Consider the following 26,874-nt stretch of genomic DNA (forward strand, 5'->3'; position numbering starts at 1 on the left):
CCATACCCGCCACCCGAGGGTGATCGACACACTACGACAGTCCCGAAATCACCCACCACAACAACGTAAGGAAGGAGACCTGATCTTAGGGTCACACTGCCGGTCGGCGATCGCTACGTTGGTGGAGCGTCGGACACGGTTCACGATGCTGGTCCACCTCCCCGGTGACCCGGCGCGACCACGGTTCGCGAGGGGCTGATGGCCGCAATTAAAAGTCTCCCCGAGCACTTGGTTAAGACTCTGACGTGGGATCAGGGCACCGAGCTAGCCCAGCACCGGCAGATCACGATGGCCACCACAATAGCTATCTACTTCTGTGATCCACATTCACCGTGGCAGCGGGGCACCAACGAGAACACCAACGGTCTGCTCCGCCAATATTTCCCCAAAGGCACCGACTTATCCATCCATTCGCCCGAGCGGCTACTCGAAGTCGCTACCGAACTCAACAATCGACCCCGCAAAACACTCGGCGGCATCACACCCGCTCAAGCCATGCAACGACTATTACCAGAGCCAGAAAAACCCATCGTTGCAACGACCGGTTGAATCCGCCGTTCGCCTTGCGGACTGCCCTCCAGGATCATCGGGTGACGGCGCTCACCGGCCGTGAACCGGACTAGGCCCACTGATCCTGCGACCGCACGAAGGCCCCATCCATCCCGGCCGAGCCATTGAATCTAACGCGAGCATTCAAAGAGCGGCGTGCTGCGTCCGTTCAAGTTCAGACGGAGAGTCATGGATCGCTTGAGGCCTGGCTGTGACTGCTCGCCGCCTACTTGCTCGAAAAGCGACGAGACACAGCAGCGCTGCGCCGTGGGCCATGGGCCCCCACCAATAGATGTTCATGATGAATCCGGACCCGAACTGCATTCCGATGCCGACAACCGCCAGCGTTACAGCCAGGGCCACGCTGACGCCCACTAATATCGCCCATGCGGTCCGACTGCCGCGCCACACGCCGAACAAGATCACCGCATGGAGGATCAACCAGAGGACAGACCATAGGGCATCCTCGCCGCCAAAGTATCCAACGACTGTCAGCAGAACCGCAATCGCAAACCATGTTGTTGCGCCTACGCGCATGATGCTTTCCCACAGGCCCATCATGCAACCACCCTATCGCCGGACGTCCGCAAAGGGTTCGGCATGCGGGTATTCGCTTGTTGCTTTCATTTAGATAGCCTGAAGGCATGTCATCGGCTCAGATCAGCTTATCGCGACGCAGGATGTGGATTTTCGGGATCGTTTACAGTGTGGTGATTCTCGGGGTCGGTCTGTGGGTGGGCCTGGGTACTGGCAACTGGCTTGTGCTCCTCTGCGCCGGAGGTTTGGTCGTTGTGCCTGTCGGTCGGGTGGCTCTTCGATCGCGTAAATCCCGCTAACCCTTCCTCTTGCGGATGCATGACAAAGCGAAGGCGGGCAGAAATTGCAATAGAGTCAGCGCAGGATGAAGAGCAGGATGGCACTGACGCGGTCTATCGGTATTTCTCTGATCGTGGTCGGTGTTATCGCTGCACTTTGCGTAGTCGCGTTGGCTTGGCTATCCGCCACGTACGGCGGACTCGACTACAAGTGCCTCGTTGAAGGACCATGGCGGGTGTCCGCCCCTTTCGCGGTCGCGTCGGAAGCCGTGCGGGTGCATGGATCTTTCTCCTGGTGGACGTTGGGGCGAGCCTGTAACTGGCAGCGTGCAGACGGGCAAGGTTTTGTGATGGCCGGCCCTGTCTGGACCACCACGATCACATTCCTCGTCTGTGCCGCCGTTGCATCCGTGGGCGGACTCCTCATCGCCATCGGAAATGCGCGCACGCGCTCCTTGGCCGCAGTGGGACGCCAAGGCCTTCGCGGCTAAGCGTCCCGCGAGAAGTTGCTTCTGCGGGCCTCTCTGTTCGTTCGGACCGCAGCCACAGCCACAGGTCATGGCGCAAGTCGAAGAGCCTGCATCAGGGCCGCGGCTCACGCATAGACCGCGCACACACGACCGCAACTGCCGAATTGTCCAACGAGCTCGGGCAGTGCAAAACTCAACGTGAACCGGTGGGTCGCCCACGCGCAGCCCGACGACGTCATCTCAACGCGGAGTAGACGATAAAAACCAAGGAGATTCTATGAAACGTGTGACGTTCGCATTAGCCGCAGCGACCGCATCGGCTGTTATCTTGTCAAGCAGAGCAACCCGTTGTACCTGATTCATCAGCGACTGTTTCGTCGACCCCCACCCAAACGGATGAACCCACTGCGCAGGAATATGCGCAGGCGTGGGCGGACGAGACATTCGGGACGTTTACGGCTTTCACCGATACCGGTAGTGGAGCTGATGATATTATCTTTCCCGACGACGCTAAAGCTGGCTTCTACACGATCACGTGGGCACCCGGCCACTGGGTTAATGAGGACTCCTATGCGCAGGTTTATGGGGAGGACGGCACCTTCCACGAAGCCGGAACGACGGATTACATGGGTGATTCTGCCAGCGTGGCCTACGGTTTGGACCCCACCGCTGGCCCGGCCGGCTGGATAGGTATTGAGGCCGGCGCGGGTGAATGGTCCATTACCGTGTCACCAATTTCGGCGCTTCCCCCATTGCCGCAGACCGGCGGCTACGACGCCCATTTGTATGCGGGCGCTGAGCAACCAGTCGTTTTCTCGTCCACAAACTCGGGACGGGTCAACGTTCGACAGTTCAATGGCATCGATCCGACCGACAGCATCCTCCCTCAGCAAGACTTCACGGCTGTCGGTACTCTCCTCGCTGGACCCAGCGTCGTCAACGTCCAACTGGACAGCGTGAGCCCCTGGGCGCGATCCACAAACTAGCCAGGGCGACACGAACTGATCAGCAGCCGGTTCGGTCTACGGGCCAGTTTGGTGAACCGCATCGCTGTCTCTGGCACAGTGAGAGCGAGTAAGAGAACATCGCTCCGCCTATTAGAACGTTCAGCAATGCACCACACGGGCGCAGTCCGCTATACGCGCTCGGATGTTCTCGCAGAGCGCTGGGTCACTCGGTGCTTCATACCGGCTTATATTTCTTTGGCCGGCTTCTCGATGGACGTGGTAAAAAATGCCGTCAGCCGCGAAGTAGGTCCTGGACAAATATCGATATGGATCGAATACGTGTAGCGCAGTGGTCGCCCCGGCGAGCATCGCCACAGCGCGTTTACATTCCCCATACGAGGCTCCGTGGCCTCGACATTGACTTGACCTAGGGGGGGGTTGTGTTGATACGTTTAAAAAGAGACAAAGGTCATCTCGAGCCAATAAACTAATGGGGATTCAAATGAAAAAGCGTCTTTCTGTATCCGTTTCCGCTCTATCTATCGCGGGTTTGCTTTGTCTTGGCGCATCGCCCGCCTTCGCCGATAGCCCCTCTTACGACCAACCTATGCCACAGGAATTACTTCCCACCTCAAATAACACCTCGATCCAGGTCAATGGGTCATCCAGCAAGGAGGACGATTCCTCGACAAATGCAACAGTAGTGATGGATGGCACGCTGAGCGGGTACTCGCAGGAAAACATAACGCCCCCTGGCGGTATCGCAAACGACATTACGACTGGATTTGCAAGCAACGTAGACTTTGGCGGCTCGTTGATAACCGCTGCCGTTCTCAATGGACAGTCGTACGGGATCTGGCACGGGACCAGCCCCTGGACAGCGACGTCGATTAAGTTGACTGATACGTTTTGGTCCACCGGCGTAGGCGTAACGGCAAGCTACCCCGGTGCAAACGTCAGCATTACCGGCCAGTCCGTCACGATAAATAATACCGTGAGCAACACGCGAGAAAATCGTCACTACTACTCGAATCTAACGTTTAGCGGGACGCTGTTCACAGTGAATCAAGAAGCAAATACAAGCTTCCAGTTTGGATCATCCTTTTTCAATGACTACGTTGACTAGGGATGAGTGAACGCACCATTCAGAGAGGGCGGGTCTTCGGACTCGCCCTCCTGCTTTCCCTTACGCTGATCTGCTTGTCTGGCTGCGCGTCACCTCCGCAAAAGCTAAGCATGCTCGAGAAAACGTGTAAAACCGTGTCGCCTTACGTGGGAGCATTAAGTGATCCATCCCGCGTCGGCGCTGTCGGTACTTTCGGCGACGTGCCTGGTTTCGAAGGCAATTTTTCCTTGTATGAGTCAGCGTGGAACACGCTGATTGTTAGCGCGACATCCTCTGGAAGAGAACAACTCAATTCACTTGGGCTGACCTCACAGTTTGAATTGAACCTGAACGAGTCCCGCGCCGTCGAAGGCGACCAACTGTCGCGGCTAACGAACCGTGCGCTAAGCGTCCGCGCGCTCGCTGCACTTGATTCTAAGCTCCCCATCTCCGATTCAACCTTCTTTGAATGGTTCGAGAGCGATCGCTATACGGAACTCGATAGTGCGGGCGAGAGCATCGATATGACTCCCGTCGTTGCGGAGGCTTACGCTGAGGCCGAACACGAACTTCCAAAAGCGGTAATCGAGTCGGCACGCGCGCGGACATTGCACTTGGATGAGTCAGACCCTTCCGACGAGGTGATACTTCGAGACGGAATTCCTCTCCTGTATGTAGCTTCCCTGGGTGACCGGCTGAGCGGCGCCGCGAATCACAAATTTGCAGAGATTTACGAACAATGGAACACCACTGCACTTAGTTTGGGCTCGGGCATAGTTGGACTGCGGTCCTTGTACTACCTGCACTTATCAGCCGAACTGCTTGGACTCACAAGCGCTGCCGTACCCCAAACCTTTCTATCAGGACTAGCCATTGACGTCAGTGCTTCCGGGAACTTGTCTAAAACCGGCACGAGCTACGAACCACAAGCTCACTTCTACGCGATCAAATTAGGATTGATACCGGCTGAATCGGCACACTATTTTGCCCAGCGTCAGCTTATTCCAGGGGGGTGGTTAGATGTTGTTTCACAGCCGACCCTCGCGTCGACGTTTCATGCAGCGATCATTTTTGCGGCGTGCGGAGGGGAAATGGGACTATCCGATGCTCAGACTGAGGCCTGGACAGAGCAAGTAAAGAGCACCCACGGTACGACGAAGGGAGCGGCCCAACTTTGCGTAGTTGAAGCTGCCAACGCTGCTCGTTCTTTGCAGGAAATAGAAAGCATCTGCAACGGCATGTTAGAAGACCTTGCTGTCGAAATGCGAGCCGAGACCCAGAGTATTCTTGCTGTGGCTGCCGGCGAATATTCAAGGACGGATACTGATCTGTCAGTATTTGAGGACTACAGCACAGGCTCTGATTTTGGCTTCCTCCAAGAGTCGGACGGGCCGGACATCGTAGCGACAGCTATAGCTCACACTTTCACGGGCGCGAACCAGGACGAGCGTGCCGAAAGTCTGCAGACATTCTCCACTGGCTCTCTTTGGGCGATCAACGCAGGCGATGAGCACTCAAACCTGCTGGCAATGATGTTCGCAACGGTCTTGTCCTTGGAGGGCAAGCAAACGGGCAGGCTGGCCATCGCCTTCTAGCCCGAAGTTACGTGGTCTGTCGACATGTTTATTTAGCTTGATCTCGGTTTTTGGTTGGGGTTGATCTGTTGTTTTGGCTACTTCAGCGTGGTGGGGATGGGTTGGCCGATGAGGTCGAAAGCGCGGCGCCGGATCGGGGTCGGTGTGGCGACCAGCTCAAAGCCGATGTTGGCGTCGTGGCAGCTGATGTGCATGCGGTTGCGGGTGAGGTCGCGAGGTGGCGGAGCAGACTGGTGAATCGCTGCGCGGGCTCGCCGCTGCCGGTGGTTCGAGTCGACGCCTTCGCGTGAACGGTCGTGGAGCACAGCGCTGGAGCGACGGGATCGGTGGGGGTGGACCAGTTTTCGCCGGTGAAGGTCAGCGACTCCCAGGCCCGGCGAAGGTGCCAGACGAGGTGGGCGGCGAGCATGTAGAGAAGTACGTGGACGCGCACTCGATTCTCGGTCCAGTGATGGATGGGACGCAGGTCCAGATCGATGCTCTTCCGACTGCAGAAGTCTCGCTCTACTCGGGCGAGAATGCGGGCCGAAGTAATCACGCCGCGGTCCCCGACCATGTCTGTGACCCCGAATGTTCTCTTCATCTCGATCGCAATCTGTTCGAACGCGGTCGGGTCTGCGGACTTGCCCAGCACCACCCGAATCGCGATCGGACGCCCGGTCCGATCGATGAGCAGGCCGTATTCAATGCGGAGGACCCTTCTTCCCATCCCGGAAGTACCCGCGCGCCGCGGGCTCGCAATGTTCCCCGTTCACCCGCGACGACGACAAGTTAAACAGCGCCAACCGGTCCGGGTCCGCCTCCAAGGTCAGGTGTTTTCGGGCGAGTTTCTTCTCCAGTGCTTGTTGCCGGCTGGCGCCAGTCCATCGCCGTGTAGACCTTGTCGGTGCTGACCTGACCGGGGCAAAAGTCTTCGGCGAGGGTGGTGTCTGCCCACCACCGGGTCGTGGCGAGTTTGGACCGAGGCTGGCAGACTCGAGCGACGATCAACGCCAGGACGATGTCCTGTGCTCGGCAATTCGGGCCGAGCATCGCGGGCGACCCGAGCTCTTTCGCCTGCGCGGCAACGGCCGCGGCATGGCCATGCGGGAGGGACCGGGTGATTTCTAGGCCGTTCCCAGCCACGACGAGGGCCTTGCTCGCCAGCGATGCTTTGAGGACCTCGATGGCGCTTTCCGGCGGCGCGGCCAAGGTCGCCAGCGTCGTGTGTTTGACCGGTGCGCCCTCGCGGTAGGAACGGCGCAAGAAAACCGATTCGTAGACGCGTTCCTCCCCAATCGTCGTCCGGGTCTTACTGCGCACTTTGTCCATATGCATCGCCGTCGATGACTTCGTCATGCCCTATTTTACCGCGATTCCTGACGTCTAATCATTAATCAGCCAGGAGTTTAGTGGCTGCAAATGCACAGGCGAAAGAGCTCTACTCCCTGTAACGACAGGGAGGCCGGGGCTCAGGACACTCGTAACTTCGGTCTCGTGCCTCTTACTACCTCAGTGCTATGCGTTCAAAGTCTGTTCGCGGAAAGCGAGATAGCCTGCTCCGGCGACGACCGCAGCGAGCATGACCCCAGCGGCTGCTACAGGCACAATCGTCAACCCCAAGGCCAAGAAAGCAAAATCGACAAGCAGAGTCGAGGCTGCAATTCCCGATGCAAACGATGCACGACGCCTTTGCTCGCCGACATTCAGGCTCTTGGCAGCAAATAGCGCAAGGAGTCCTCCTGAGACCGCCACTACCCAGAAAATTAGCCCGTAGGAAGCCCACCGGATAAAGAATCCGAAGTAGGCAGAAAAATCCGATGTCTGAAGAGGCATCGTCGCGATTAGAAGTCCGCTGGCAATGGTCAGGCTAAGGAAAAGACAGACTATAAGCAACCATATGACGGCTGGTTTCGTTGCATTATTCCCCGCGACGGTTTGAATTACCATTAATGAAGGCTACCCAATCCCTGGCTATCCCGCCAACCGTACCGTGGAGAAGTTAGGTTCCGAGATGCGAAAAAATGGGCGCGTTACCTGCACAAGGCATCACCAGCGGATGTCGACCGAGGTCGGCTCAATGACGCTTTGGCCGCTTTTCGAGACTTCCGCAACAGGGTGGCGCACCACGAAAACATCCTCGATGACTCGGAAAGCGTACGGCGCCGAACAGTCTTCGAGGATGTTTGCTCTCGAGCGACGCGCTGGCCCACGTCTCGGTCAACAGCGACGTGGCCACGATTCTGGTCCAACGACCTTTGGTGACGCGTAGATCATGGGACTGTCTGACGAGTGATTCCCAGAATCTGACTGTGCACGTCGTGCTGTCGCGCACGGTTCTCTTCCGGCCGCCGCTGTGAAGGAGACAAACGCGAGGCGCATCGTTGACGAATGGACGACTACGCACCAAGTGAAGTTCGTGCGCCCGGTTTCGCACGCTCCAGCGGTTCCGCGGAGATAGACGGCCAGGATAAGGCTCGAGCGGAGTCCATCCCGGACGGCTCTGGAACGATCAACATGAGTACTCGTGGGTTCCGGCCTGGGCTGGGCCCTGGATGCGATGGACGTTGGACTCATCTCCTTCGTCCTTGCCCAGTTGGCGGTGCAATGGAATACCACAGACGCGGAACTGTCCTGGATCGCATCAGCCGGGTTCATCGGCATGGCCATTGGCGCCGTCCTCGGCGGCTTGCTGGCCGACCGCATCGGTCGACGTCAGGTTTTCGCGCTCACCTTGCTCGTCTACGGACTCGCGACGGGAGCGTCGGCATTACCCGGGTTCGTGGCCATACTCATTGCCTGGCGATTCGTCGTGGGGTTCGGTCTCGGTGGTGAGCTTCCGGTCGCCTCGACGCTCGTGAGCGAGTTCGCGCGGCCACGAATTCGTGGCCGAATCATCGTCTTCCTCGAATCGTTCTGGGCCATCGGCTGGACTCTTTCCGCCGTGATCGGGTTTCTCGTTGTACCGTCTTCAACCGACGGTTGGCGCTGGGCGCTGGCTATTGGAGCGGCTCCGTCCGTGTACGCGGTGGTCATGCGGCTGCGGCTGCCGGAGTCGGTTCGCTACCTCGAGTCGCGTGGCCGTTCCCAGGACGCGGAGTCGACCGTTCGACGCTTCGAAAAGTCCGCCGGAGTCACCGCTACACCCGATGATTTGGCACTGCCTGCGGCGATGAGTCCAGGACCGACCATTCCCGCGGCCAAAACGCGCCTCATCGCGCTGTGGTCGCCTGGCCTGCGTCGCCGAACCGGTGCGTTATGGCTGGTTTGGTTCTGCGTGAACTTCTCCTACTACGGCGCCTTTATCTGGCTTCCGACCATCCTGGTCGCGTCGGGATTCTCCCTTGTTCGCTCCTTCGCGTACACGTTCATCATCACCGTGGCTCAACTGCCGGGATACGCTGCCTCGGCGTACCTGATCGAACGGTGGGGGCGGCGCCGGACTCTCGCCGTGTTCCTCATCGGCTCGGCACTCTCGGCGGCGCTTTTCGGCGGCGCCGGAGACGCCACCCGGGTGATCGGTGCCGGCATGCTGCTTTCTTTCTTCAACCTCGGCGCATGGGGAGCGCTGTATACCGTTCCCCCGAGCTCTACCCCACACGCATCCGAGCCACCGGGGCCGGATGGGCGGCCGGCATCGGACGGATCGCCGCAATCCTGGCGCCGCTGGCCGTGCCGATGCTGCGCGAGACGGGCGGGACCGGCCTCCTGTTCGCGGTATTTGCCCTGTTCTTCGTGGTTGCGGCCCTCGGCGCTTTCGGACTCCCCGAGAAACAGGGCGAAGCCCTCGAGGACTGAAACAGTATCGACGCCAGCCAGGCGCCCACATCGGGCGCTGTCACAAGCGTGATCCAGAACTGGCGTGACTTACAGTGTCAGAAGAGTTATAGACGTTGTCGTAGAAATCCCCATTTGGAGCGGACCGCGGAGCATCCGCAGCAGCCTGAACGCATACATTGCCCTGACGAAACCTCGGTCAATTGAGTCGCTTCTTCTGATTACCATTCCGACGATGTCCTCGCTGAGAACAGTGTTCCGAGCCTTAGGCTCGTGCTCGCGACGCTCGTGGGCGAGGCGTCGAGCGCAACTGTTACATCGACCGCGGCATCGACCGGGTGATGCTCCGCGCTCAGGGGCGCCCCCTAGCCACGGGCGAGCTCGGAATTTGTCAAGGTGAACAGCTATTCAGCCGCCGAGGCCACCATCGACGTTGCGTACACGATTACGTCAGAGGGCGGTTCCCTCGTGAGCTATCCGACAGTGGTCCGTTGGGAAGATGGCGATTGGAAGGTCGTCATAACGGAAACTGGGGCACCTATCGCGCCGGGCCCGTTGTCCAATCTTGGCGGCTACATTCCTTGGGCGGGTGTCTAGCTTGGCCGCGACGGATATTGATTGCTCAAACCCGGCCAACGCCATTCTCCACGCCGCTGAATGCGCCCAACAGGGCATGGGCGACTTCGTTGCGAATGCGTCGAACGATGCCGTTCAGGAGTTGGCCAACAGCGTTCTGGAAGGTTTCGGGAAGGCTTTGGCGAGTGTTGGGACGATGTGGGTCGCCGTGCCAACCCCCGTTCTTACCGCTGGTGACGGCACGACGAGGCTCCCCACGAATAGCCCTGGCTCAGCAGAGTTCTCAACGATCCTCGGGTACGTAACGTACATCGGTCTCACGCTTGCAGTGTTGTCGATCATCGCTCTCGGCGCGACCATCGCTCTTCGGATCCGGCGTGGTGAGGGTTTTCGTCATGTGGGCACCCTCAGGGTCATTTTCATAGCGACCTTGCTCATCTCGGGTGCGTCCGCGCTCGTCGGTGGGCTGTTGGGTGCGAATGCGCCCGGGGGATCATCGACGACCGTCGGGTTCTTGCAGAACTCGCTCTGGTACTACGTCGGTGGCCTGGCGATCCTCTCCGTGATCATCGGCGGGATTCGAATGGCGTGGGAACAGCGTGCACAGCCGGGCAAGGATCTCATCCAGTCACTGATTACCCTCATTGTGGTTTCGGGTACTGGGCTTGCAATTATTACCCTCGCGACGACTGCTGCCGATGCGTTCTCGATCTGGATCCTCAACGGAGCTACGGACTGTGATGTGTCAGCGGCCGGAGAATCCAACTGCTTCGGGACGAACGTTGCGGCGATGGTCGCCATTACCGCCAGCTCACCGATTGGACTTATCGGGGTCCTCATTCTGGGCTCGATCGCTCTTCTGATGACCTACGTCCAGGTTGCACTCATGGTCGTTCGCGGTGGACTGCTGGTCATCCTGGCCGGCGTGTTGCCGCTGACGGCAAGCTTCACGAACACGCAAATGGGTAAGCAGTGGTTCGGGAAGGTGATCGGCTGGACGATCGCCTTCATTCTCTACAAGCCCGCCGCGGCGCTTATCTATGCAGCGGCGTTCAGCCTCACCGGCACGGACGCTTTCCAAGATGACGGCGGAGGTATTTGGACAATCCTCACCGGGCTCGCGCTGATGCTCATGGCCCTGATCGCTTTGCCCGCTCTCCTCAAATTCGTCGCTCCCATGACAGGTGCTGTCGCCGGCGGCGGCACCGCGGGCATGGCCATGGCTGGCGCAGCAGGCGCGATCGGCGGCGACCTCGCCAGCGGAGCAATCAAACGAATGAGCAGCTCGTCATCGACCCCCACCAGCAGCGGTAACGGCGGCGGCGGTAGCAGCGATGCTCCGACCGGTTCAAGCACGCCCGGCGGCGGCAAGCCCTCGGCTCCCACTCCGACGCTTTCTGGCGCGGGGAGCAGCTCTGCATCTGGGGCAGGAGCCGGGGCAGCCAGCGGTGGCGGTGCCGCGGCAGCTGCGGCCGGGCCTGCCGCGCCCATTGTGATGGGCGCACAGATGGCGGGCACCGCCGCCCAGGGCGCCGCTGTCGCTGCGAAGAGTGCCGTGCAGTCGGCGGCCGATGACTCAACCGGACCTAGCGGTTCCTAAATAGGAGGTTCTCGATGACAACGCATAGCGCACCGCGCAGCTACGGCAATTGGACGAAACCCAAGACCGCCGGTCTTCTAGGCTTGGGGTCAATCGGCACGGCGATCCTATTCGTTGGGGCCGGTTTCAGCGTCATCGTGACGATGGCCTCAAACATTCTGAACGGCGTCGTCACGGCGTTCGTTTTCGGGGTGTTCCTTCTGACAGTCGCAGTCAAAGACAAGCATGGTCAGAGCCTGCTGATGCGGGCCACCACACGGGTTGGGTGGATGGTGACTAAGAGTACGGGGACGCATCTCTACCGGTCGGGGCCGCTCGGCCGGGCAGAGTGGGGCACGGCGCAACTGCCGGGCCTGGCCGCGGGCTCACGGCTGACGGAGTGGCGCGATAGCTACAACCGTCCGTTCGCCTTGCTGCAGATCCCCACGACGTCGGATTACACCGTCGTCATCGCGACGGAGCCCGACGGCGCAGCGCTCGTCGACCGCGAACAGGTCGACGTGTGGGTTGCCGAGTGGGGCATGTGGCTCGCCAGCCTCGGCGACGAACCCGGCATCGAGGCCGTATCCGTGACGATTGAAACAGCTCCCGACACGGGCACGCGGCTCCGCCGCGAAGTGAACAGTCGGATTGATCCAGCCGCCCCAGAATTTGCCAAAAGCATCCTCCACGACCTGGTGCGGCAGTACCCGGCCGGTTCCGCGACCATCAAGGCCTATGTCGCCATCACCTTCAACGCCGCTGCCCGCGTCGGAGGGAAGAAGCGCACCCCCCATGAAATGGGCCGCGAGCTGGCCTCGCGCCTGCCCGGCCTCACGCAAAGCCTCTCCTCGACCGGCGCGGGAGCAACACGCCCCCTGAGCGCACAAGAACTCTGCGAAGTCATCCGCGTCGCCTACGACCCCGCTGCAGCACGACTCATCGACGACGCGAACGCGGCCGGTGAGCCGCCCGAGCTCTATTGGCCCGAGGTCGGCCCCACAGCACATCAGGCGAACTGGGACACCTACCGGCACGATTCGGCTCTGTCGGTGACGTGGATGATGAGCGGCGCCCCGCGCGGCAACGTCCCCTCAAGCATCCTGGCCCGCCTGCTGGCGCCACACCGCTACGTCGCGCGAAAACGCGTCACACTGCTCTACCGGCCGATTGATGCGGCCAAGGCTGCGGCGATCGTCGAGGCAGACGTGCGCGCCTCGACGTTCAATGTGCAGTCCTCGAACAAGCCCACAGCACGGAGCATGACCGCGACACGGGCCGCTCTCGCTACGGCGCAGGAGGAAGCCTCGGGCGCTGGTCTGGTCAATTTCGGGATGCTCGTCACCGCCACGGTGACCGATGCCGCCCACGAGGCCGACGCGAAGGCCGCAATCGACAACCTCTCCGCTACCGCCCGGCTGCGCCTTCGTATCGTGCACGGTTCTCAGGATTCCGCGTTTGCGGCCGCCCTTCCGCTCGGTCTGGTCCTGCCGAAGCATGTGCGGATTCCGTCTGAGGTTAGGGAGCAGCTCTAATGCCCGCCATTGATTCCACCCGGCGCAAGGCTGCGAATTCGAAACTCACGTCGAAGCCACGCGAGCTGGCCCGGGCCAAGCAGACGAAGGCAGACAAGGAGAAGAAACCCGCTATCCGTCGTCCCGGTCCCCGGGGCTGGTTGGGGCGTGGTCGGGGTGAGGCCAGCGTCATCCAGCCGGCCGATGAGTGGCGCGGAACGACCGTGCAAGTGTGCGGCATGCACCCCTTCTCCGTCGGAACAGGAACCCCGATGATCGGCGTACCCATCGGACTCCAGCTCTTCACCGGGGCGACCGTCTGCGCCGACCCCATTTCCTGGTTCCAAGACGCCGGCCTCATCTCAAACCCCTCCGTGTTTGTGCTCGGCCTGCCGGGCCTGGGCAAGTCAACGCTCATCCGAAGGATGGCCGCCGGCGGCGCAGGATTCGGAAACCTGCCGCTGGTTTTGGGCGATCTGAAACCCGACTACGTCGACATGATCCGTGCCCTCGGCGGGCAAGTCATCACCCTCGGCCGTGGCCGCGGGCATCTCAACATTCTCGATCCCGGCGAAGCCACCGCCGCCGCCGAACGGCTACGCCTCGCCGGTAAAGAGAAGGAACGGCACATGGTGCTCGCCGACGCTCACGGACGCCGGCAAACGATGGTGTCCGCCCTATTGACGATCCTGCGCAAAGACCCACCCTCTGCTCGCGAGGAAGCCATCATCGACCGCGCCCTCACCGTCCTCGACGACCGCAATGGGGGAGTTCCCGTGCTGGGCGACTTACTGCGCGTGATTCAGGAAGCACCCGCAGAAGTACGCGCGGTAGCCCTGGACCGCGGCGACCTTGAGCGATATAAGAAGATCACGGAGGAACTGGAGGCCTCACTCATCAGCCTCACCTCGGGTGGACGTTTGGGCGAAACCTTTGCCCATCCCACCGACGTTCCCATGATGAGGGACCGACCCGTTGTCTACGACGTGTCCTCGATCGATGACTCCGACACCGACATGCAAGCCGCAATTCTCCTGGCCTGCTGGTCGGCCGGCTTTGGCACCGTGAACATCGCCAACGCTCTCGCTGACGCCGGCCTCGAACCACGCCGCCACTACCTCGTCGTCCTCGACGAGCTCTGGCGGGCACTGCGCGCGGGTGCGGGCATGGTCGACCGGGTCGACGCCCTCACCCGGCTCAACCGTCAACGCGGTGTGGGCCTGGCAATGATTTCACACACGATGAGCGACCTCCTCTCCCTGCCGAGCGAGTCCGACCGGATGAAAGCACGCGGATTCGTCGAACGGTCTGGCATGGTGATCGCCGGCGGTCTACCGGGCGCGGAAATGCCCATGCTCACCAGCGCCGTCCCACTCTCGCGCGCCGAACAGGAACTGCTCACGTCCTGGCAAGATCCCGGCACCTGGGACACCGGGTTGGGGCGCGAATCCGACCCTCCCGGCCGGGGCAAATTCCTCATCAAAGTCGGCGGCCACCCCGGCATCCCCGTCAAGGTCGAACTGATCGAATCAGAACGCGCCATCAACGACACCAACAAACTCTGGCACCCCGCATCCTCGTTCCCCGAACCCGACGAGTCCAACCCCATCAGTGGACAGGGCAACGCCGACGACGCCCGGCATGACATCGACGCCGACCGCACAATGGCCGAAGAGGACAGTGCGGCATGAGTGCATCGAATAGGCGAAACCAGAACGGCCTCGATGCGCAGACGATCATGCTGATCGTCTGCCTCGCGCTCGTCGCCGTAACCCTAGGCGCTGTGTGGGTGGCCGTGACGTGGGGCTCACACCTGGACGGGGTCAACCCCGACCTGACCGGTGACCCGTTCGGGCTGTTTTTCGGCGTGCTGGGAGGCTCCGTAATCTGGCCGGCCTCCGGGACGTGGATCCTCGCGGCCACACTCGTCGCGGTCCTCGTCCTAAGCATTCTCGTCGCCGTATCGGTCTCGCGTGCTCGGCGGCGTCGAAGCAACGTCGACGGAGCTGCAACTTATATGGGCAAGGGGCGCGATCTTCGCGCGCTGTCGGCCACGGGCGCGAAGGCCACCGCGCATCGTCTCGGCGTCACCGACTGGCTCGGCGTCCCGATCGGCATCACCGTTGCCGGAAGGCACAAGCTCTACGGCTCTGCCGAAGATATGCACGTCGATATCTGGGGGCCACGCACCGGAAAATCCACCAGCCGTGCAATCCCAGCGATCCTGTCCGCCCCCGGCGCCGTCCTCACCACGTCGAACAAACGAGACGTTCTGGACGCCACGCGTGATGTGCGAGCCGCCGGCGGCGGCCGCATCTGGGCGTTCGACCCGCAACGCATCGCTCTTGAGGAACCAACCTGGTGGTGGAACCCACTCAGCTACGTTACCGACGACGTGAAGGCCGCCAAGCTCGCCGAGCACTTCGCTACCGGTTCTCGCGCCGGCGACTCTCGCGCCGACCCGTACTTCGACAACGCCGGCCAAGACCTCCTCGCCGGCTTCCTCCTCGCCGCCGCCGTAGCCGGCCTACCCATCACCAAGGTCTTCACCTGGACCACAACCCCCGGCGATGAAGCTCCCGTCGACATTCTGCGCGCTCACGGATACGACCAGATGGCCGACGCCGTCGACGGCCAAGTGAACGGCGAACCGCGACGTCGCGACAGCGTCTATGGGACGGCCGCACAGATGGCGTCATGCTTGAAGGTCCGCGCGATCGGGCAGTGGGTGACCCCCCTAGGCGGCAACATGACCGGGGACTCCCGGCCACAGTTCGACCCACACGCCTTCGTACGCAGCCGCGACACCCTCTACAGCCTCTCCAAAGAAGGCAAAGGAACCGCCGGCCCCCTCGTCACCGCTCTCACCGCAGCCACCGTCGAAGCGGCAGAAGAACTGGCCACAACCCAGCCCGGCGGACGTCTCGCCGTTCCGTTGCTCGGCGTTCTGGACGAAGCAGCAAACGTGTGCCGCTGGCACGGCCTCCCCGACCTGTACTCCCACTACGGCTCACGAGGAATCGTCCTCATGACCATCCTGCAATCCTGGTCACAAGGCGTCGAAGTCTGGGGACGCGATGGAATGCGCAAACTCTGGTCAGCCTCCAACATCGCCGTCTACGGCGGCGGCGTCAAAGAACCAGAATTCCTAAACGAGCTCTCCCAAATGGTCGGCGACTACGGCAAACACACGACCTCGACCAGTGTCGGCCGAGGAAACCGGTCAACATCTCACCAAGTACAACGCGAACGCACCCTGGACGTCGCCGACCTTGGAGCACTACCCCGCGGCCGCGCCGTCGTGTTCGCCTCCGGCGCACCCGCAACACTGATCGAAACAGTGCCGTGGATGCGCAGCCCACAGGCAGACGCTGTGCGCGCATCCATCGCCGCACACGACCCAAGCCGCACGACGCAGGGCGACGACCACCCAACACCGATCACACCGGCCGGCGACACGCACGCCTGGTTGAACGCAGCTCCAAAACAGGAGGACGACCTGTGAGCGAGTTCGACGCACTCCGCGACGACGACGACGAAATAGAAGCGACCGAGGAGGCCGTGCCGCAGCTGTTCTACGGCTCGTCGGACGAGTTCATGCGCGACCGACTCCGCCACATGTACTCCCGCCGCGTCGGCCCCGGCAACGCCAGCTTCCGATGGGCCGCAAACTGGTGGAACTACCCCGAAGCCCTCGCCCGCATCGACGCCCTCTGGCGCGCCTGGGAACACCTCAGACTCGACGCCGCCACCGGATCAAGCACCTGGTGGATCGAACACGCCGACCACCACATGCCCATCCTCCTCAGCACAGAAGGACCCTTCGCAAAATCAGAAGACACAAACAAACCCGGCGAACCACTGCCCTACACAGCACCACCAGAAGGACTCTTCCGCGACATGCGAGAGAACTGAACGCGACCACCGCAGCGTCGAGCCTGCTCATTCTCGCTGTGCTCGAAGCGGACAGGCCTGGGCGTGGGCGTCACTGCAGAGCATCGGTGCTTTCATCATCGGCGGGTTGCTCCGTGTGGGATTCGTTTTCGCACAAACGGTGGCCGCCGAGCCGCGGACAGGTGCCGGTAACCGTCGAAGCAGCCTCCACTAGCGTGTTTATGGAAGTGCTGATCACTGCAACGGTCACCGTCGTCGCCGTGATCGCCATGCCACGCAAGCAGCGACGCCTGCACGCACCCCAGAGATTCGCTTAGTCGGCCGCTGGCAGCAGCCCCGCGACCGCGGCTTCGCGCAGGAGTTGGAGGCGCAGCGTGCGCGCTGTCTCCATGTGCTGGCGGGCAATGCCTCTGGCGTCCTCTATCCGTCGCTCGCCGATTGCCTGGGCGAGAGCCGCATGCTCATCCAGGGCATTTTCCCACCGATGAGCGACAATCAGCGTCGAATGCGGAGCGTGGATCGAATGGGTGGACAGTCGCTCGAGCAGGTCTTCGAGCACCCGGTTGTGGGCGGCTGACCACACCGCCGCATGAAACTCAAGGTTGCACCTCACCCGGGTCTGGTCGTCGGGAGTGATCAAACCGAGGTCCCGTTCCATGAGGGCCCCGAGGCGCAGCTGATCCGCTGCGCCCCGGCTCTGCGCTGCCTGACCCGCGGCATCCTCTTCCAGCATGACCCGTAGGTCATAGATTTGGATCACCTCTTGCGGATCGATACGGGGCACCCGCAGTCCACGGTCGGCGCGTTCAAGCAGGCGTTCGTGTTGCAGCCGACGCAGCGCCTCGCGAACCGGTGTCCTCGAAACGCCGAATCGTTCCGACAAGCCGACCTCGCGAAGTGGTGTACCTGGAGGATGCACACCGGTGAGGATTTCGTGCCGGAGGACCACGAAGATGGTCTCACCCCCGACGCGCTCAGACGAATCAGTCAATCCAGACAAAGCGCTGTCCTCACACTGGTAGCGACGACCCCAGGTAGCCCTGAAGACGGGAGTTCCAACTCTAGGCCAAGGTCCCGGCCCTGCGTCCGAACACCATGCCGGCGGCCAGTCCACTTCCACCCGGGTAGTTTTCGCTGAAGAGACCACCGAGCATTTCGCCGCACACATACAGCCCAGCAATGTACTCCCCGCCCTCGTGCAGAACCCGGCCGTAGGTGTCGGATTTCAGCCCGCCGAACGTGAAGGTAATGCCGCAGGTGACCGCGAACGCGTAGAACGGTCCGGTGCGAAGCGGAGCCGCCCAGTTGCTCTTGGGTGGTTCAACGTGTGCGACTCGTCCGTCTTTCAAGGTCGGATCCCACGAAATGCTCTCGTCGATGGAGTCGTTGAATTCCCGAATCGTTCCGCCCAGTGCGGACGCGTCGATGCCAATCTTCTGTGCGAGTTCCTCGATCGAATCGGCTGTTTCGACCGAGATGCCCGGCATGTCGTATTCCTCGCTGCGGAGCAAGGCCCGCTGCGGGGCGTCGAACACCTGGTAGGCGATCGAACCGGTCTGTTTGAGGATCTCTTTGCCGTACTTCGCATACGTGTAGTTGCGGAAATCTGCCCCTTCGTCAAGGAAGCGCTCACCCGCCCTGTTGACGATGATGCCGAGCGGATAGCCGCCACGGGTCAGCCGGTTCGTGAGTTCGCGATTGCTTTCGTTGCAATCGGAGAACGCATCCCACTGGACGCTGTGGCAGGTGTTCCAGTCCCCGCCTGGCACGGCACCGAGTTCGAGTGCAGCCATGAGGACCGAACCGTCGTTGTACGGGGTGCCCCGCACCTTTGCGTTCGCCCACCCCTGGCCCAGGTATTTTTCACAAAGCTCCGGATTGGATTCGAATCCACCGGCGGCCAGCACTACCGACTCCGCACGCAGCTGACCGGACTCCCCCTCGGCGGTGGTGAACGAGACACCCACCACGCGCTCGTTCTCGCTGGTCAGGCCGGTCACCGTGTGACCGTAGCGAACGTCAATTCCCAACTCGCCGGCGACCCTGGTGTGGTCTTTCATCAGACCCTCGCCGCCGCCGGTGTTACCCACGTGAAGCCCACCCCAAAACAGGTAGCTACCGTCGGGGCGCGAGTAGGCCTGGCGCTCGTACATCATCCTGTACCTCAGGCCGAGTTGGTTCAGCCAGCGCACGGTGGCCTGGCTCTCCTCAACGAGTACGCGGGTCAGCTCGGGATCGTTCTTGCCATTGGTCACCTTGCACAAGTCCGCAGCATATTCCTCAGCGGGATACGGCGGAACGTCGGTGAGGGCGTGGCGGTCATCCGGGTCGACCCAATCGCGAAGATCATCCATGCCGTTGTGGCTGAAGCGCGTCGCCCCAGCCGTGTAGTAGCTATTCCCGCCGGCCATGTCCCGCGCGCCCTTTTCGAGGAGCACGACCGATCGGCCGCGCACCGCGGCCGCATGGGCTGCGGTAAATCCGGCGTTGCCGCCACCGACGACGATGACGTCCACGGTGCTATTTGCGGCACCTGTCGCCTCCGCGAATGAACTAGAAGATGTCTGCACCAAAGCCTCCTCGACCATGTCGACCTCAATTGTATACACTGGCATACAGAAACTCAAGAACCCGCGTTGACTCATAAAAACCTCCACTTTGCGGCGTGGTTTCTGAATTGATGGCAGATCTGCGTTACGCCGTTTTTATGGAGCTGACAATGACGCAGCGGCACGCTGTGACGCTGAAGATCGTGAAACCGAGGCCGAGGCGGCCCGCATGTATGGGCCCGCCGTGACGACGGCGTTGGTGAAGTGTTGGGCGGTGTTGCGGGCGCCGGCTGGCCCCGGAGTGGGGGCGCTCGCATACGAAGCCGGGGACGCTGTTGAAATCACAGGTCCCGATCCGGAGATGGGCGGATTGAGATGACGCCGTGCCGGGTTTGTGGAGATTGAACTGGTCGGTCATGAGGGCGGCAACGCGTCCGAGGAATTCTGTTTCACCCTGACCGTCACTGACGTCTCACCGGGGTGGACGGTGAACCGGTCCGTACGAAACAAGGCGTCGAGGTGGGTGTTCGAAGCGTTGCAACCATTGACTAACGAAGCTTCATCACAGGACCTATCGCGTGACCTTGCCGCTCAACGAGGCGAGAAACCGGATCGTAAATGGCGTCACCGCTATCCAACCGACAATCGCGACGACCATTGACACGGCGAAGATCCAGAACCCGACCCAGTTGTCATCGTTTCTTCCGGCATACATGTGGTTGAGGTTGTTGAGTGCGCCGGTCGCGAAGACCAGCACCAGGTGGACGAAAGTGAATGCCACAAACCAGACCATTACATAGAAGTGAAGCTTGCGAGCGGCTGGAACGCTGATCGGGAATCTATTAATCCTGAGTCCAGTAGGGAACGTCCTCAGACCGGTGATCACCGCCAGCGGGGCCGCGATGAAAACGGTAACGAAATAGGCGATCAACTGCAGACCGTTGTAGTTGACCCAACCATTCTCCAGTGGCCACTCCAATGAGGCGTACTGAATCGCCACCGATATCGCGTTTGGGAAGACGTCCCAGTGCAACGGAACCAGGCGCATCCACTGGCCGGTGGCAAAAAGCAGGACAAAAAATACGACGCCATTTACGAGCCATAGCGCGTCAAGACTAACGTGCCACCAAATCCCCAAACTGAGCCGTTCCCCTTGCTCTCTTGCCGGGAAAGGGCCTCTAGCCAGGCGTGCACGAGGGGTCCAGAACCCTCGAGCACTGCCGGCGTGGATCGCCCAACCTGAGCGAATAATAAGGAGAAGGAAGAAAAAGTTCAAAAAATGCTGCCAGCCTAACCACCTCGGAAATCCGATGGGGGCATTGCCTGGTAGCTCCGAGGTGCCTGGGTACCGCTGCATAAGGGACTGCATCGCAGGCAACTCGCGAAGGAATCTCGCTAGCAGCACCATCAGTGCTAACAGGACCAACCCGGCAGGAACCATCCAGAGCAGCTTGTACCACGTGCTCTTGTTCTTATTAATTTGCGTCTCTCTTCCGACCCCAGCACCGTTATGCGGCGGGCGTGCCAACAGCGGTACTGCCCGCAGATGCGCCGGCGATACGCCCGAACACGGAACCGTTGGTGAGGCCGGAGCCGCCCGGGTAGTTGAAGTAGAAGATCCCGCCAACCATCTCGCCACAGGCATACAGGCCTGGAATCGGATCGCCCTCATTGTCAATCACCTGCGCATCGGCGTTGATCTTGACGCCACCGAAAGTAAACGTAACGCCACAGGTAATCATGTATGCCTCGAACGGGCCATCGTCGAGGATGTTAGCCCAGTTTGACTTGGGGACATCGAGGCCGACCGTGCCGCGTCCGTCTTTCACATTGGGATTGAACGGCACTTCTTTCTTAATAGCAGCGTTGTACTCGTCGACCGTCTGAAGGAACCTCGCTGGGTCGACACCCTCGAGTTTGCCGGCGAGTTGCTCGAGTGAGTTCGCGGTGACCTTGGTTACCTGCTTAATCCGATATTCATCTCTCAGCAAATGAGTGATCTTGCTGTCGAAGATCTGCCAGGCGAACTGACCGGGTTGTGCTAGCACTTCGCGTCCGTACTTCGCGTACGTGTAGTTGCGGAAATCCGCACCCTCGTCGACAAAGCGTTCACCGTCGGCATTGACCATGATCCCGAACGGGTAGCTGTGCTTCTGGAAACCATCGCCGACCGCGAGGTCGCCGTATGCGGGGGCGTTGAAGTCCCACCCGACAGCATGACATCCAGACCAATTGCCCCACGCCATGGCATTTGCGTCTAGCGCCATCTGAATACCGTCACCGGTGTTGAACCGGGTACCGCGCACCTTAGCCATCTCCCAATTAGGGCCGAGGTACCGGGTGCGCCACTCGACATTCGATTGGAATCCGCCAGCAGCAAGAACAACCGACGCCGCCATGACCTTATGGGTCACACCATCCTTACGCACGCGAACGCCAGTGACTCGAGCCTCATCTGTGATCAGAGACATCGCCCGGGACGAATACACGATTTCGATTCCTGCATTCTGCGCTCCCTGGGTCAGCGAGTCCACCAGACCCGGACCGCCGCCATTGGCCTCCAGGGTGAGGCCGCCCCAGAACGTGAACTTCCCATCAACCTCGAACGCCTGCCGACCGTAAATCGGCAGGAACCGCACCCCTTTTGAACGCATCCACTTCAACGTCTCGAAGCTGTTCGAAACGAGGATGTCGGCGAGTTCGGGATCGGTACGCATTTGGGTGATCCGCTCGAGGTCGCCATAGAACTGCTCCGCGGTGTATGAGCCAAAATCCGTGGTGGCGCGCTCCTGCTCCGTCAGATCCGGCACCAATTCGAGGATCTCTTCAACGCCGTCGTAGGCGAACCGCATGGCGCCGGCGGTAAACGTCGAGTTGCCGCCACGTTCTTTCTCTGGAGCACGTTCCAGGACCAATACTCGAGCGCCGGTTTCGCGCGCCGACAAGGCCGCACACAACGCGGCATTGCCCCCACCCACGATGACAACGTCATATGAACTTTCCATGTGATACTCCTCTAGAAAATAAGTTGCGCGATATCTAAATGTTGATCAGTTCATCACTGCGTCGCGCGTTAACCGCCTTGATTAGTTGCGGAACGATCTCAAAAAGGTCGCCGACTATGCCAAAATCAGCGAATTGGAATATAGGAGCGTTTGCGTCCTTATTAATGGCGACAATAGTTTTCGCGCTCTGCATCCCAGCCAAATGCTGGATTGCTCCAGAGATCCCGACGGCAACATACAGCCGGGGTGAGACTGTTGCCCCAGTTTGGCCAACTTGAGCCTTGTGTTCGATATAGCCGGCGTCGACAGCAGCTCGTGACGCTCCCACTGCCGCGCCTAACGCATCCGCCAATTGCTCGATAATGGCGAAGTTTTCCTTTGACCCGATGCCGCGGCCGCCTGACACAATAATGTCGGCGGTACGCAAGTCTGGTCGCCCACTGGAGGCGATTTCGTCTTCGTCCCTGGCAACGACCTGGCCGGATCCCACCGGGTCCACAACGATATCGATAGTGATCTTGCTTGGCTGAGCGGAAGTGGGCTGGGTGACCTCGATAGTCCCGGGCCTTATGGTGATTATCGGAATGCCTCGGACCGTCGACTTCACCGAGTAGGTCCCACCAAGGACCTGCTGGGTCGCCATAACGGTGCCGTCACTTTCTTCGACGTTAACAGCATCGGCGATTAGACCGGTGTTCAGACGCACGCTCAGTCGCGCCGCGACGTCCTTGCCATCAACACTTGAGGCAATCAGGATTCCTGCAATGTCGTCGACAGTGTTCGCTACCGTTTCCAACGCCAACACGGCCGGCGTGGCGAGAACGTCCTCGGCATGCTCCGTTTCGGCTACATACGCCGTCTTCGCCCCTGCCGCGCCAAGCTCCGCGAGAAGCGCGTCACCGGTGCCGGGAAGCCCGACAACGACCGCGACCGGCTCTCCTATGCGCGCCGCAGCGGCGAGTAACTCCCGAGTGACGTCCTTCAACGCGTGCTGGTCGTGCTCGGCCAAAACCAGAATCTTTCCCATGTCTCTCCTACTTGCTAAATCAGTTTGGCCGCGGCCAAGAAGCCTGCGAGCTGGGTCCCGGCTGTGCCGTCATCCGTGATGACCGTGCCGCTGGTACGAGCTGGCTGAGCGATGACGTCATTAACCTGTGTCCATGAGTTCTCGCCTCCGGCTTCTAAGGGGAAAAGGCCGAGGTCCGAGATTGACAGAGTGGTAATGGGCTTCCTTCGTGCGGCCAACACGCCTTTGAGTTTCGGGAAACGTGGATCCGCGATCTTTTCAGCAACTGAGACCACGGCAGGAAGACTCGCGCGGACCTCCATGGTGCCGTTCTCAACGGAGCGGGTGCCGGCTACGGAGCCTTGTGCAACGGACAAGGTCACCAAGTTGGTTAACAGCGAAACTTTTAGCCGCTCGGAGAGCATCGCCGGAACTGCGGAGGACCTTCCATCGGTCGACTCGTTGCCAGCAATGACCAAATCGAACTCTATAGTTTTGAGCGCTGCTGCGATTGCCCCGGAGGTTTGGAGGGCGTCTGAGCCGGCCAACCCGTCGTCGACGATGTGGATCGCTTTATTCGCTCCCATCGCGAGTGCCTTGCGTATTGTGTCAACCGCGCTTTTAGGCCCCATGGTCACCACTGTGACCTCGCCACCTACGTCCTCCTGGAGCTGTAATGCAATTTCTACCGCCCGTTCGTTGATCTCATCGATGATCACGTCGGACACGTCCCGATCCAGCCTCCCCTCCGGGCTGAGTTTGCGCTCACCATAGGTATCAGGAACCTGCTTTATTAGTACGACTACGTTCATCTACTGCTCCAAGCTTCCAGCGAAAATTGAATTATCCACACACTTTCCTACAGGTTGCGTGCGCGGTAATTTTGGTTGGACTGCTGATCGAGGAGAAACGCGGGTGGCAGTCGCATTGAAGTATCTGCGGTACTCGGCCAGGAACTGACTCTTCGTATTAGCGAACTTTGCAAGCTGATTGACGTCCTTGGAGACCCCGTGTTGTAGCTGATTCCGCCGGATGGCATCCACGCTGCTATTCGCGGCACCTGCTGCTTGCGCGGATGAACTAGAAGATGTCTGCACCGAAGTTTCCTCGACCATGTGAATTTCATTGTATACACTGGCATACAGAAGTTCAATAGTCGGTCTTCCCGCCTGATCTTCGCTGGCATCCGCGCGGATTCTCCGCACAGAGCGGGCAACGGATAGTGAACCTGGAGTGAACCATGAGCCGCGACAACGCTGAGCGCCACCTCACCGAGGCAAACCATTCGACCGACGCAGCAGACTCGCCACAGGTGGTGAACCTCACTGCCCTCGCGGGCGATGGCATCGGCCCGGAGCTGGTGAAGAGCGCTCTCACTGTGATGGAGTCTGCCTGTGCCATCAAAGGGGTCGAGCTCGTTCTGAACGAGGAACGCGGCGGTGCCGCGCTGTATCAGGAAACCGGCGCTGCCCTTCTTCCCGGCGCCCTTGACAGGCTCCGCAGGGCAGACGGCGTCCTCAAGGGTCCCGTCGGACTTCCCGAGGTTCGGAAGCCCGACGGGACGGAGGCTGGCCTGCTGGGCGGCCTGCTTCGGATCGGACTTGACACCTTTGCCAATGTCAGGCCGATCAGGCTCCTCCCCGGTGTCGCTGCGGCGACCCGCGCCGAGCCTGGCTCCATCGATTACGTGATCATTCGTGAAAACACAGAGGGATTGTACCTTTCCCGAGGGGCCGGTGTGCGCAATTACCACGCCGCGGTCGACCAAATGCTCATCACCCGCGCGGGTACCGAACGGATCGCCCGGTTCGCGTTCGAGAAGGCGACGCACCGCACCGGGGCGCCGCGCGACGGCGTGCGGCGGGTCACCTGCGTAGACAAGAGCAACGTGCTTCGAAGCTTCGCCTTGTTCCGTGAGGTCTTCGACGAGGTCGCCGCCGAGTACCCGCATATCGAGGCGGACCACATCTATGCGGATGCCGCGGCGCACGCCCTCGTGGTTGAGCCCGATCGTTTCGACGTGCTCGTGATGGAGAACTTCCTCGGCGACATTCTCAGCGATCTCGGGGCCGGCACCGTCGGCGGGCTGGGCATGTGCCCCTCCGGCAACATCGGAATCGACGCAGCCTACTTCGAACCGATCCACGGCACCGCCCCGACAATCGCCGGCCGCAACCTGGCAAATCCGATATCCCAAATTCTCAGCGGCGCCATGCTCTTGCAGCACTGCGGGCAGGAGGGCAGCGCGCGCCTGATCACCACCGCGGTCGAGCGTGCCTTTGCCGACGGAAGCATCCGGGTCCTCCCGTCCGGCGGCCCGGCCAACGGCACTGAAGCCGTGACCGAGGCGGTCGTGGAGCGGCTCACTGCCTAGGCACCTCCGGTCCCGGTTCATCCGGGCGCGTCACGGGCCGGTGCGCCTGGGCGCTTCCATCGTGAGGCCCAGCGCACGAGGAACGGAAGCATCCACAGTGTGATCAGCAACCGGATGACGTGGACGCCGGCGACCAGCGCGCTGTCGGCGCCGAGCGCCGACGAGGCGGCCACCATTTCCCCGACTCCCCCTGGCACCATACCGAGCAGCGACTCAGCGGGGCCGATGAGATGGAAGTAGCTCATGACAATGGCGCTGCTGACGCCTGCCACCACTAGGGTCAGTACCACGACGATGGCGGGCAGGATCAGCGCGCCGAGCGCTTTCAGGAAGCCGGGCAGCACCGACGCGCCGACGGCGGTCCCTACCAGAACCTGAGCGAAGAAACTCAGCCCGAAGGGCATCGTGACGGCGCTGGCCTGAATGATGTTCGCAGCAGCCGACCCGAGCAGAGCTCCGGTGATCGGCCACATCGGCAACTTCAGCAGGCGACCGATGGCCGCCCCCGCGGCGCCGCTGGCAATGAGCACAAGCAGTTGGATGCTCATAGCGTTTTCAGAATATGAAGCAGGATCGGCAAGACGAGCAGCACCACGACCAGCACGCGGAAGAGGTGAATGGCCAGGACGACGTGCATTACGGCCCCCTGCCGCTGGGCCGTAATCGCCAATTCACTGATTCCACCGGGTGCCGCTGACATGACCGCCGTCAAAGGATCCACGCCGTGGCGGGTGAACAGGTACCGGGCTAGGAGCATGGACAACGCGAGGATGAAGACGACCGCAATGATGACCGGCAGTAGCGAGCGGAGCAGGGTCACCAGGGTCTCCTCGTTCAGTCGTGCGCCAGCCAGGACTCCGAGGAGCACCTGGCCGATGACACGAACTGATCCCGGAAGACGGCGCAGGTAAGCCCGGGCGACACGTCCTGATCGCCGGTGCGAGAGGGAATCGGACACCTTGCTCATGGCCATCGCGCCGAGCACGGACCCGATCAACGCACCGGCAGGCACGTGCAATACGCTCAGCAGGATCGCTCCGCTGAATCCTCCCGCCAGCAGGAGGAGCGTACTGAGCAGGATCTGTCTTCGGCGCGGCCAATTGGTTCCACTCGGCTCTGGAGTCACGATTGATGAATGCC

At 61.0% G+C, this 26,874-nt stretch carries 24 protein-coding genes and 3 pseudogenes; 15 read left to right on the forward strand and 12 right to left on the reverse strand.

Annotated features, from left to right (window positions below; translation table 11 throughout):
- Positions 1 to 70: 70 nt before the first annotated feature.
- Positions 71 to 549 (forward strand): annotated as a pseudogene (locus CXY73_RS04180) (IS30 family transposase); the annotation flags it as partial.
- A 144-nt stretch (positions 550 to 693) separates the two neighbouring features.
- Here the strand turns inward: CXY73_RS04180 and CXY73_RS04185 are convergent.
- Positions 694 to 1,110: a hypothetical protein gene (locus tag CXY73_RS04185; RefSeq protein WP_104176927.1), complete on the reverse strand. Its 417-nt coding sequence runs from the start codon at positions 1,108 to 1,110 to the stop codon at positions 694 to 696.
- Between the two features lie 352 nt (positions 1,111 to 1,462).
- Here CXY73_RS04185 and CXY73_RS04190 point away from each other — a divergent pair, with 352 nt between their 5' ends.
- From CXY73_RS04190 to CXY73_RS04205, 4 genes are all read left to right on the forward strand, one after another.
- A complete protein-coding gene (locus tag CXY73_RS04190) occupies positions 1,463 to 1,855 on the forward strand; it encodes a hypothetical protein (protein ID WP_104176928.1) in 393 nt (130 codons plus the stop codon).
- A 605-nt stretch (positions 1,856 to 2,460) separates the two neighbouring features.
- Positions 2,461 to 2,820, forward strand: a complete 360-nt coding sequence (locus tag CXY73_RS04195) for a hypothetical protein (protein WP_104176929.1) — start codon at positions 2,461 to 2,463, stop codon at positions 2,818 to 2,820.
- A 463-nt stretch (positions 2,821 to 3,283) separates the two neighbouring features.
- On the forward strand, positions 3,284 to 3,907 hold the full coding sequence (locus CXY73_RS04200) for a hypothetical protein (RefSeq protein WP_146072691.1): 624 nt from the start codon (positions 3,284 to 3,286) through the stop codon (positions 3,905 to 3,907).
- Positions 3,908 to 4,017: 110 nt separating this feature from the next.
- Positions 4,018 to 5,481 carry a hypothetical protein gene (locus tag CXY73_RS04205; protein WP_146071615.1) on the forward strand — a complete coding sequence of 488 codons (1,464 nt, stop codon included), beginning with the start codon at positions 4,018 to 4,020 and terminating at the stop codon, positions 5,479 to 5,481.
- 82 nt (positions 5,482 to 5,563) lie between these two features.
- Here CXY73_RS04205 and CXY73_RS22240 read toward each other — a convergent pair whose 3' ends face one another.
- The 3 genes from CXY73_RS22240 to CXY73_RS04215 form a co-directional block, all read right to left on the reverse strand.
- Positions 5,564 to 6,190, reverse strand: coding sequence for a hypothetical protein (locus CXY73_RS22240; protein ID WP_199185283.1), 627 nt, complete (start codon positions 6,188 to 6,190; stop codon positions 5,564 to 5,566).
- Positions 6,191 to 6,252: 62 nt separating this feature from the next.
- Positions 6,253 to 6,819, reverse strand: a complete 567-nt coding sequence (locus CXY73_RS22245; RefSeq protein WP_199185284.1) for a hypothetical protein — start codon at positions 6,817 to 6,819, stop codon at positions 6,253 to 6,255.
- A 159-nt stretch (positions 6,820 to 6,978) separates the two neighbouring features.
- Positions 6,979 to 7,410 carry a hypothetical protein gene (locus CXY73_RS04215; protein ID WP_104176931.1) on the reverse strand — a complete coding sequence of 144 codons (432 nt, stop codon included), beginning with the start codon at positions 7,408 to 7,410 and terminating at the stop codon, positions 6,979 to 6,981.
- Positions 7,411 to 7,981: 571 nt separating this feature from the next.
- On the opposite strand from CXY73_RS04215, the pseudogene CXY73_RS04220 reads away from it, so the two are divergent.
- The 9 genes and pseudogenes from CXY73_RS04220 to CXY73_RS21410 form a co-directional block, all read left to right on the forward strand.
- A pseudogene (locus tag CXY73_RS04220) lies at positions 7,982 to 9,258 on the forward strand (MFS transporter); the annotation flags it as partial.
- Positions 9,259 to 9,364: 106 nt separating this feature from the next.
- A pseudogene (locus CXY73_RS22590) lies at positions 9,365 to 9,620 on the forward strand (protoheme IX farnesyltransferase); the annotation flags it as partial.
- A 13-nt stretch (positions 9,621 to 9,633) separates the two neighbouring features.
- On the forward strand, positions 9,634 to 9,834 hold the full coding sequence (locus CXY73_RS21405) for a hypothetical protein (RefSeq protein WP_146071616.1): 201 nt from the start codon (positions 9,634 to 9,636) through the stop codon (positions 9,832 to 9,834).
- Positions 9,827 to 11,413: a hypothetical protein gene (locus tag CXY73_RS04225; protein WP_233198131.1), complete on the forward strand. Its 1,587-nt coding sequence runs from the start codon at positions 9,827 to 9,829 to the stop codon at positions 11,411 to 11,413. The genes CXY73_RS21405 and CXY73_RS04225 overlap by 8 nt, the downstream gene beginning before the upstream one ends.
- A 14-nt stretch (positions 11,414 to 11,427) precedes the next feature.
- The gene (locus CXY73_RS04230) at positions 11,428 to 12,927 is read left to right on the forward strand and encodes an SCO6880 family protein (RefSeq protein ID WP_199185285.1); all 1,500 of its coding nucleotides are present in this window, start codon (positions 11,428 to 11,430) and stop codon (positions 12,925 to 12,927) included.
- Positions 12,927 to 14,597, forward strand: a complete 1,671-nt coding sequence (locus tag CXY73_RS04235; protein WP_233198132.1) for an ATP/GTP-binding protein — start codon at positions 12,927 to 12,929, stop codon at positions 14,595 to 14,597. The genes CXY73_RS04230 and CXY73_RS04235 overlap by 1 nt, the downstream gene beginning before the upstream one ends.
- Positions 14,594 to 16,411, forward strand: a complete 1,818-nt coding sequence (locus CXY73_RS04240; RefSeq protein ID WP_104176934.1) for a type IV secretory system conjugative DNA transfer family protein — start codon at positions 14,594 to 14,596, stop codon at positions 16,409 to 16,411. The genes CXY73_RS04235 and CXY73_RS04240 overlap by 4 nt, the downstream gene beginning before the upstream one ends.
- Complete coding sequence (locus CXY73_RS04245) at positions 16,408 to 16,821, forward strand: DUF4913 domain-containing protein (RefSeq protein WP_233198133.1); 414 nt, start codon at positions 16,408 to 16,410, stop codon at positions 16,819 to 16,821. Before CXY73_RS04240 ends, CXY73_RS04245 begins: the two co-directional genes overlap by 4 nt.
- A 113-nt stretch (positions 16,822 to 16,934) precedes the next feature.
- On the forward strand, positions 16,935 to 17,117 hold the full coding sequence (locus CXY73_RS21410; RefSeq protein ID WP_146071617.1) for a hypothetical protein: 183 nt from the start codon (positions 16,935 to 16,937) through the stop codon (positions 17,115 to 17,117).
- Here the strand turns inward: CXY73_RS21410 and CXY73_RS04250 are convergent.
- The 6 genes from CXY73_RS04250 to CXY73_RS04280 form a co-directional block, all read right to left on the reverse strand.
- Positions 17,114 to 17,800 carry a GntR family transcriptional regulator gene (locus tag CXY73_RS04250; protein ID WP_104176935.1) on the reverse strand — a complete coding sequence of 229 codons (687 nt, stop codon included), beginning with the start codon at positions 17,798 to 17,800 and terminating at the stop codon, positions 17,114 to 17,116. The two genes, CXY73_RS21410 and CXY73_RS04250, sit on opposite strands and share 4 nt — an antisense overlap.
- A 61-nt stretch (positions 17,801 to 17,861) precedes the next feature.
- Positions 17,862 to 19,415, reverse strand: coding sequence for an FAD-dependent tricarballylate dehydrogenase TcuA (gene tcuA / locus CXY73_RS04255; protein ID WP_233198134.1), 1,554 nt, complete (start codon positions 19,413 to 19,415; stop codon positions 17,862 to 17,864).
- Positions 19,416 to 19,920: 505 nt separating this feature from the next.
- Positions 19,921 to 20,625: a cytochrome b/b6 domain-containing protein gene (locus CXY73_RS04265; RefSeq protein WP_369831207.1), complete on the reverse strand. Its 705-nt coding sequence runs from the start codon at positions 20,623 to 20,625 to the stop codon at positions 19,921 to 19,923.
- A gap of 232 nt (positions 20,626 to 20,857) precedes the next feature.
- Positions 20,858 to 22,354, reverse strand: coding sequence for an FAD-dependent tricarballylate dehydrogenase TcuA (tcuA, locus tag CXY73_RS04270; RefSeq protein ID WP_104176938.1), 1,497 nt, complete (start codon positions 22,352 to 22,354; stop codon positions 20,858 to 20,860).
- Between the two features lie 34 nt (positions 22,355 to 22,388).
- Positions 22,389 to 23,381: an electron transfer flavoprotein subunit alpha/FixB family protein gene (locus CXY73_RS04275; protein WP_104176939.1), complete on the reverse strand. Its 993-nt coding sequence runs from the start codon at positions 23,379 to 23,381 to the stop codon at positions 22,389 to 22,391.
- 14 nt (positions 23,382 to 23,395) lie between these two features.
- Positions 23,396 to 24,172, reverse strand: coding sequence for an electron transfer flavoprotein subunit beta/FixA family protein (locus tag CXY73_RS04280; protein ID WP_104176940.1), 777 nt, complete (start codon positions 24,170 to 24,172; stop codon positions 23,396 to 23,398).
- A gap of 428 nt (positions 24,173 to 24,600) precedes the next feature.
- Between CXY73_RS04280 and CXY73_RS04285 the strand changes: the two genes are divergently transcribed.
- Positions 24,601 to 25,734, forward strand: coding sequence for an isocitrate/isopropylmalate dehydrogenase family protein (locus CXY73_RS04285; protein ID WP_104176941.1), 1,134 nt, complete (start codon positions 24,601 to 24,603; stop codon positions 25,732 to 25,734).
- Between the two features lie 17 nt (positions 25,735 to 25,751).
- Here the strand turns inward: CXY73_RS04285 and CXY73_RS04290 are convergent, their stop codons facing one another.
- A complete protein-coding gene (locus tag CXY73_RS04290; protein ID WP_104176942.1) occupies positions 25,752 to 26,282 on the reverse strand; it encodes an AbrB family transcriptional regulator in 531 nt (176 codons plus the stop codon).
- On the reverse strand, positions 26,279 to 26,860 hold the full coding sequence (locus CXY73_RS04295) for an AbrB family transcriptional regulator (RefSeq protein WP_158254020.1): 582 nt from the start codon (positions 26,858 to 26,860) through the stop codon (positions 26,279 to 26,281). Before CXY73_RS04295 ends, CXY73_RS04290 begins: the two co-directional genes overlap by 4 nt.
- Positions 26,861 to 26,874: the final 14 nt, after the last annotated feature.

This window comes from Cryobacterium sp. Y50, from assembly GCF_002929805.1.
Classification (GTDB): domain Bacteria; phylum Actinomycetota; class Actinomycetes; order Actinomycetales; family Microbacteriaceae; genus Cryobacterium.

Coding starts and splice junctions, on each gene's coding strand:
- CXY73_RS04185 (WP_104176927.1), bottom strand. CDS start 1,110: ATGATGGGCCTGTGGGAAAGCATCATGCGCGTAGGCGCAACAACATGG.
- CXY73_RS04190 (WP_104176928.1), top strand. CDS start 1,463: ATGGCACTGACGCGGTCTATCGGTATTTCTCTGATCGTGGTCGGTGTT.
- CXY73_RS04195 (WP_104176929.1), top strand. CDS start 2,461: ATGGGTGATTCTGCCAGCGTGGCCTACGGTTTGGACCCCACCGCTGGC.
- CXY73_RS04200 (WP_146072691.1), top strand. CDS start 3,284: ATGAAAAAGCGTCTTTCTGTATCCGTTTCCGCTCTATCTATCGCGGGT.
- CXY73_RS04205 (WP_146071615.1), top strand. CDS start 4,018: ATGCTCGAGAAAACGTGTAAAACCGTGTCGCCTTACGTGGGAGCATTA.
- CXY73_RS22240 (WP_199185283.1), bottom strand. CDS start 6,190: ATGGGAAGAAGGGTCCTCCGCATTGAATACGGCCTGCTCATCGATCGG.
- CXY73_RS22245 (WP_199185284.1), bottom strand. CDS start 6,819: ATGACGAAGTCATCGACGGCGATGCATATGGACAAAGTGCGCAGTAAG.
- CXY73_RS04215 (WP_104176931.1), bottom strand. CDS start 7,410: ATGGTAATTCAAACCGTCGCGGGGAATAATGCAACGAAACCAGCCGTC.
- CXY73_RS04230 (WP_199185285.1), top strand. CDS start 11,428: ATGACAACGCATAGCGCACCGCGCAGCTACGGCAATTGGACGAAACCC.
- CXY73_RS04235 (WP_233198132.1), top strand. CDS start 12,927: ATGCCCGCCATTGATTCCACCCGGCGCAAGGCTGCGAATTCGAAACTC.
- CXY73_RS04240 (WP_104176934.1), top strand. CDS start 14,594: ATGAGTGCATCGAATAGGCGAAACCAGAACGGCCTCGATGCGCAGACG.
- tcuA (WP_233198134.1), bottom strand. CDS start 19,415: ATGCCAGTGTATACAATTGAGGTCGACATGGTCGAGGAGGCTTTGGTG.
- tcuA (WP_104176938.1), bottom strand. CDS start 22,354: ATGGAAAGTTCATATGACGTTGTCATCGTGGGTGGGGGCAATGCCGCG.
- CXY73_RS04275 (WP_104176939.1), bottom strand. CDS start 23,381: ATGGGAAAGATTCTGGTTTTGGCCGAGCACGACCAGCACGCGTTGAAG.
- CXY73_RS04280 (WP_104176940.1), bottom strand. CDS start 24,172: ATGAACGTAGTCGTACTAATAAAGCAGGTTCCTGATACCTATGGTGAG.
- CXY73_RS04285 (WP_104176941.1), top strand. CDS start 24,601: ATGAGCCGCGACAACGCTGAGCGCCACCTCACCGAGGCAAACCATTCG.
- CXY73_RS04290 (WP_104176942.1), bottom strand. CDS start 26,282: ATGAGCATCCAACTGCTTGTGCTCATTGCCAGCGGCGCCGCGGGGGCG.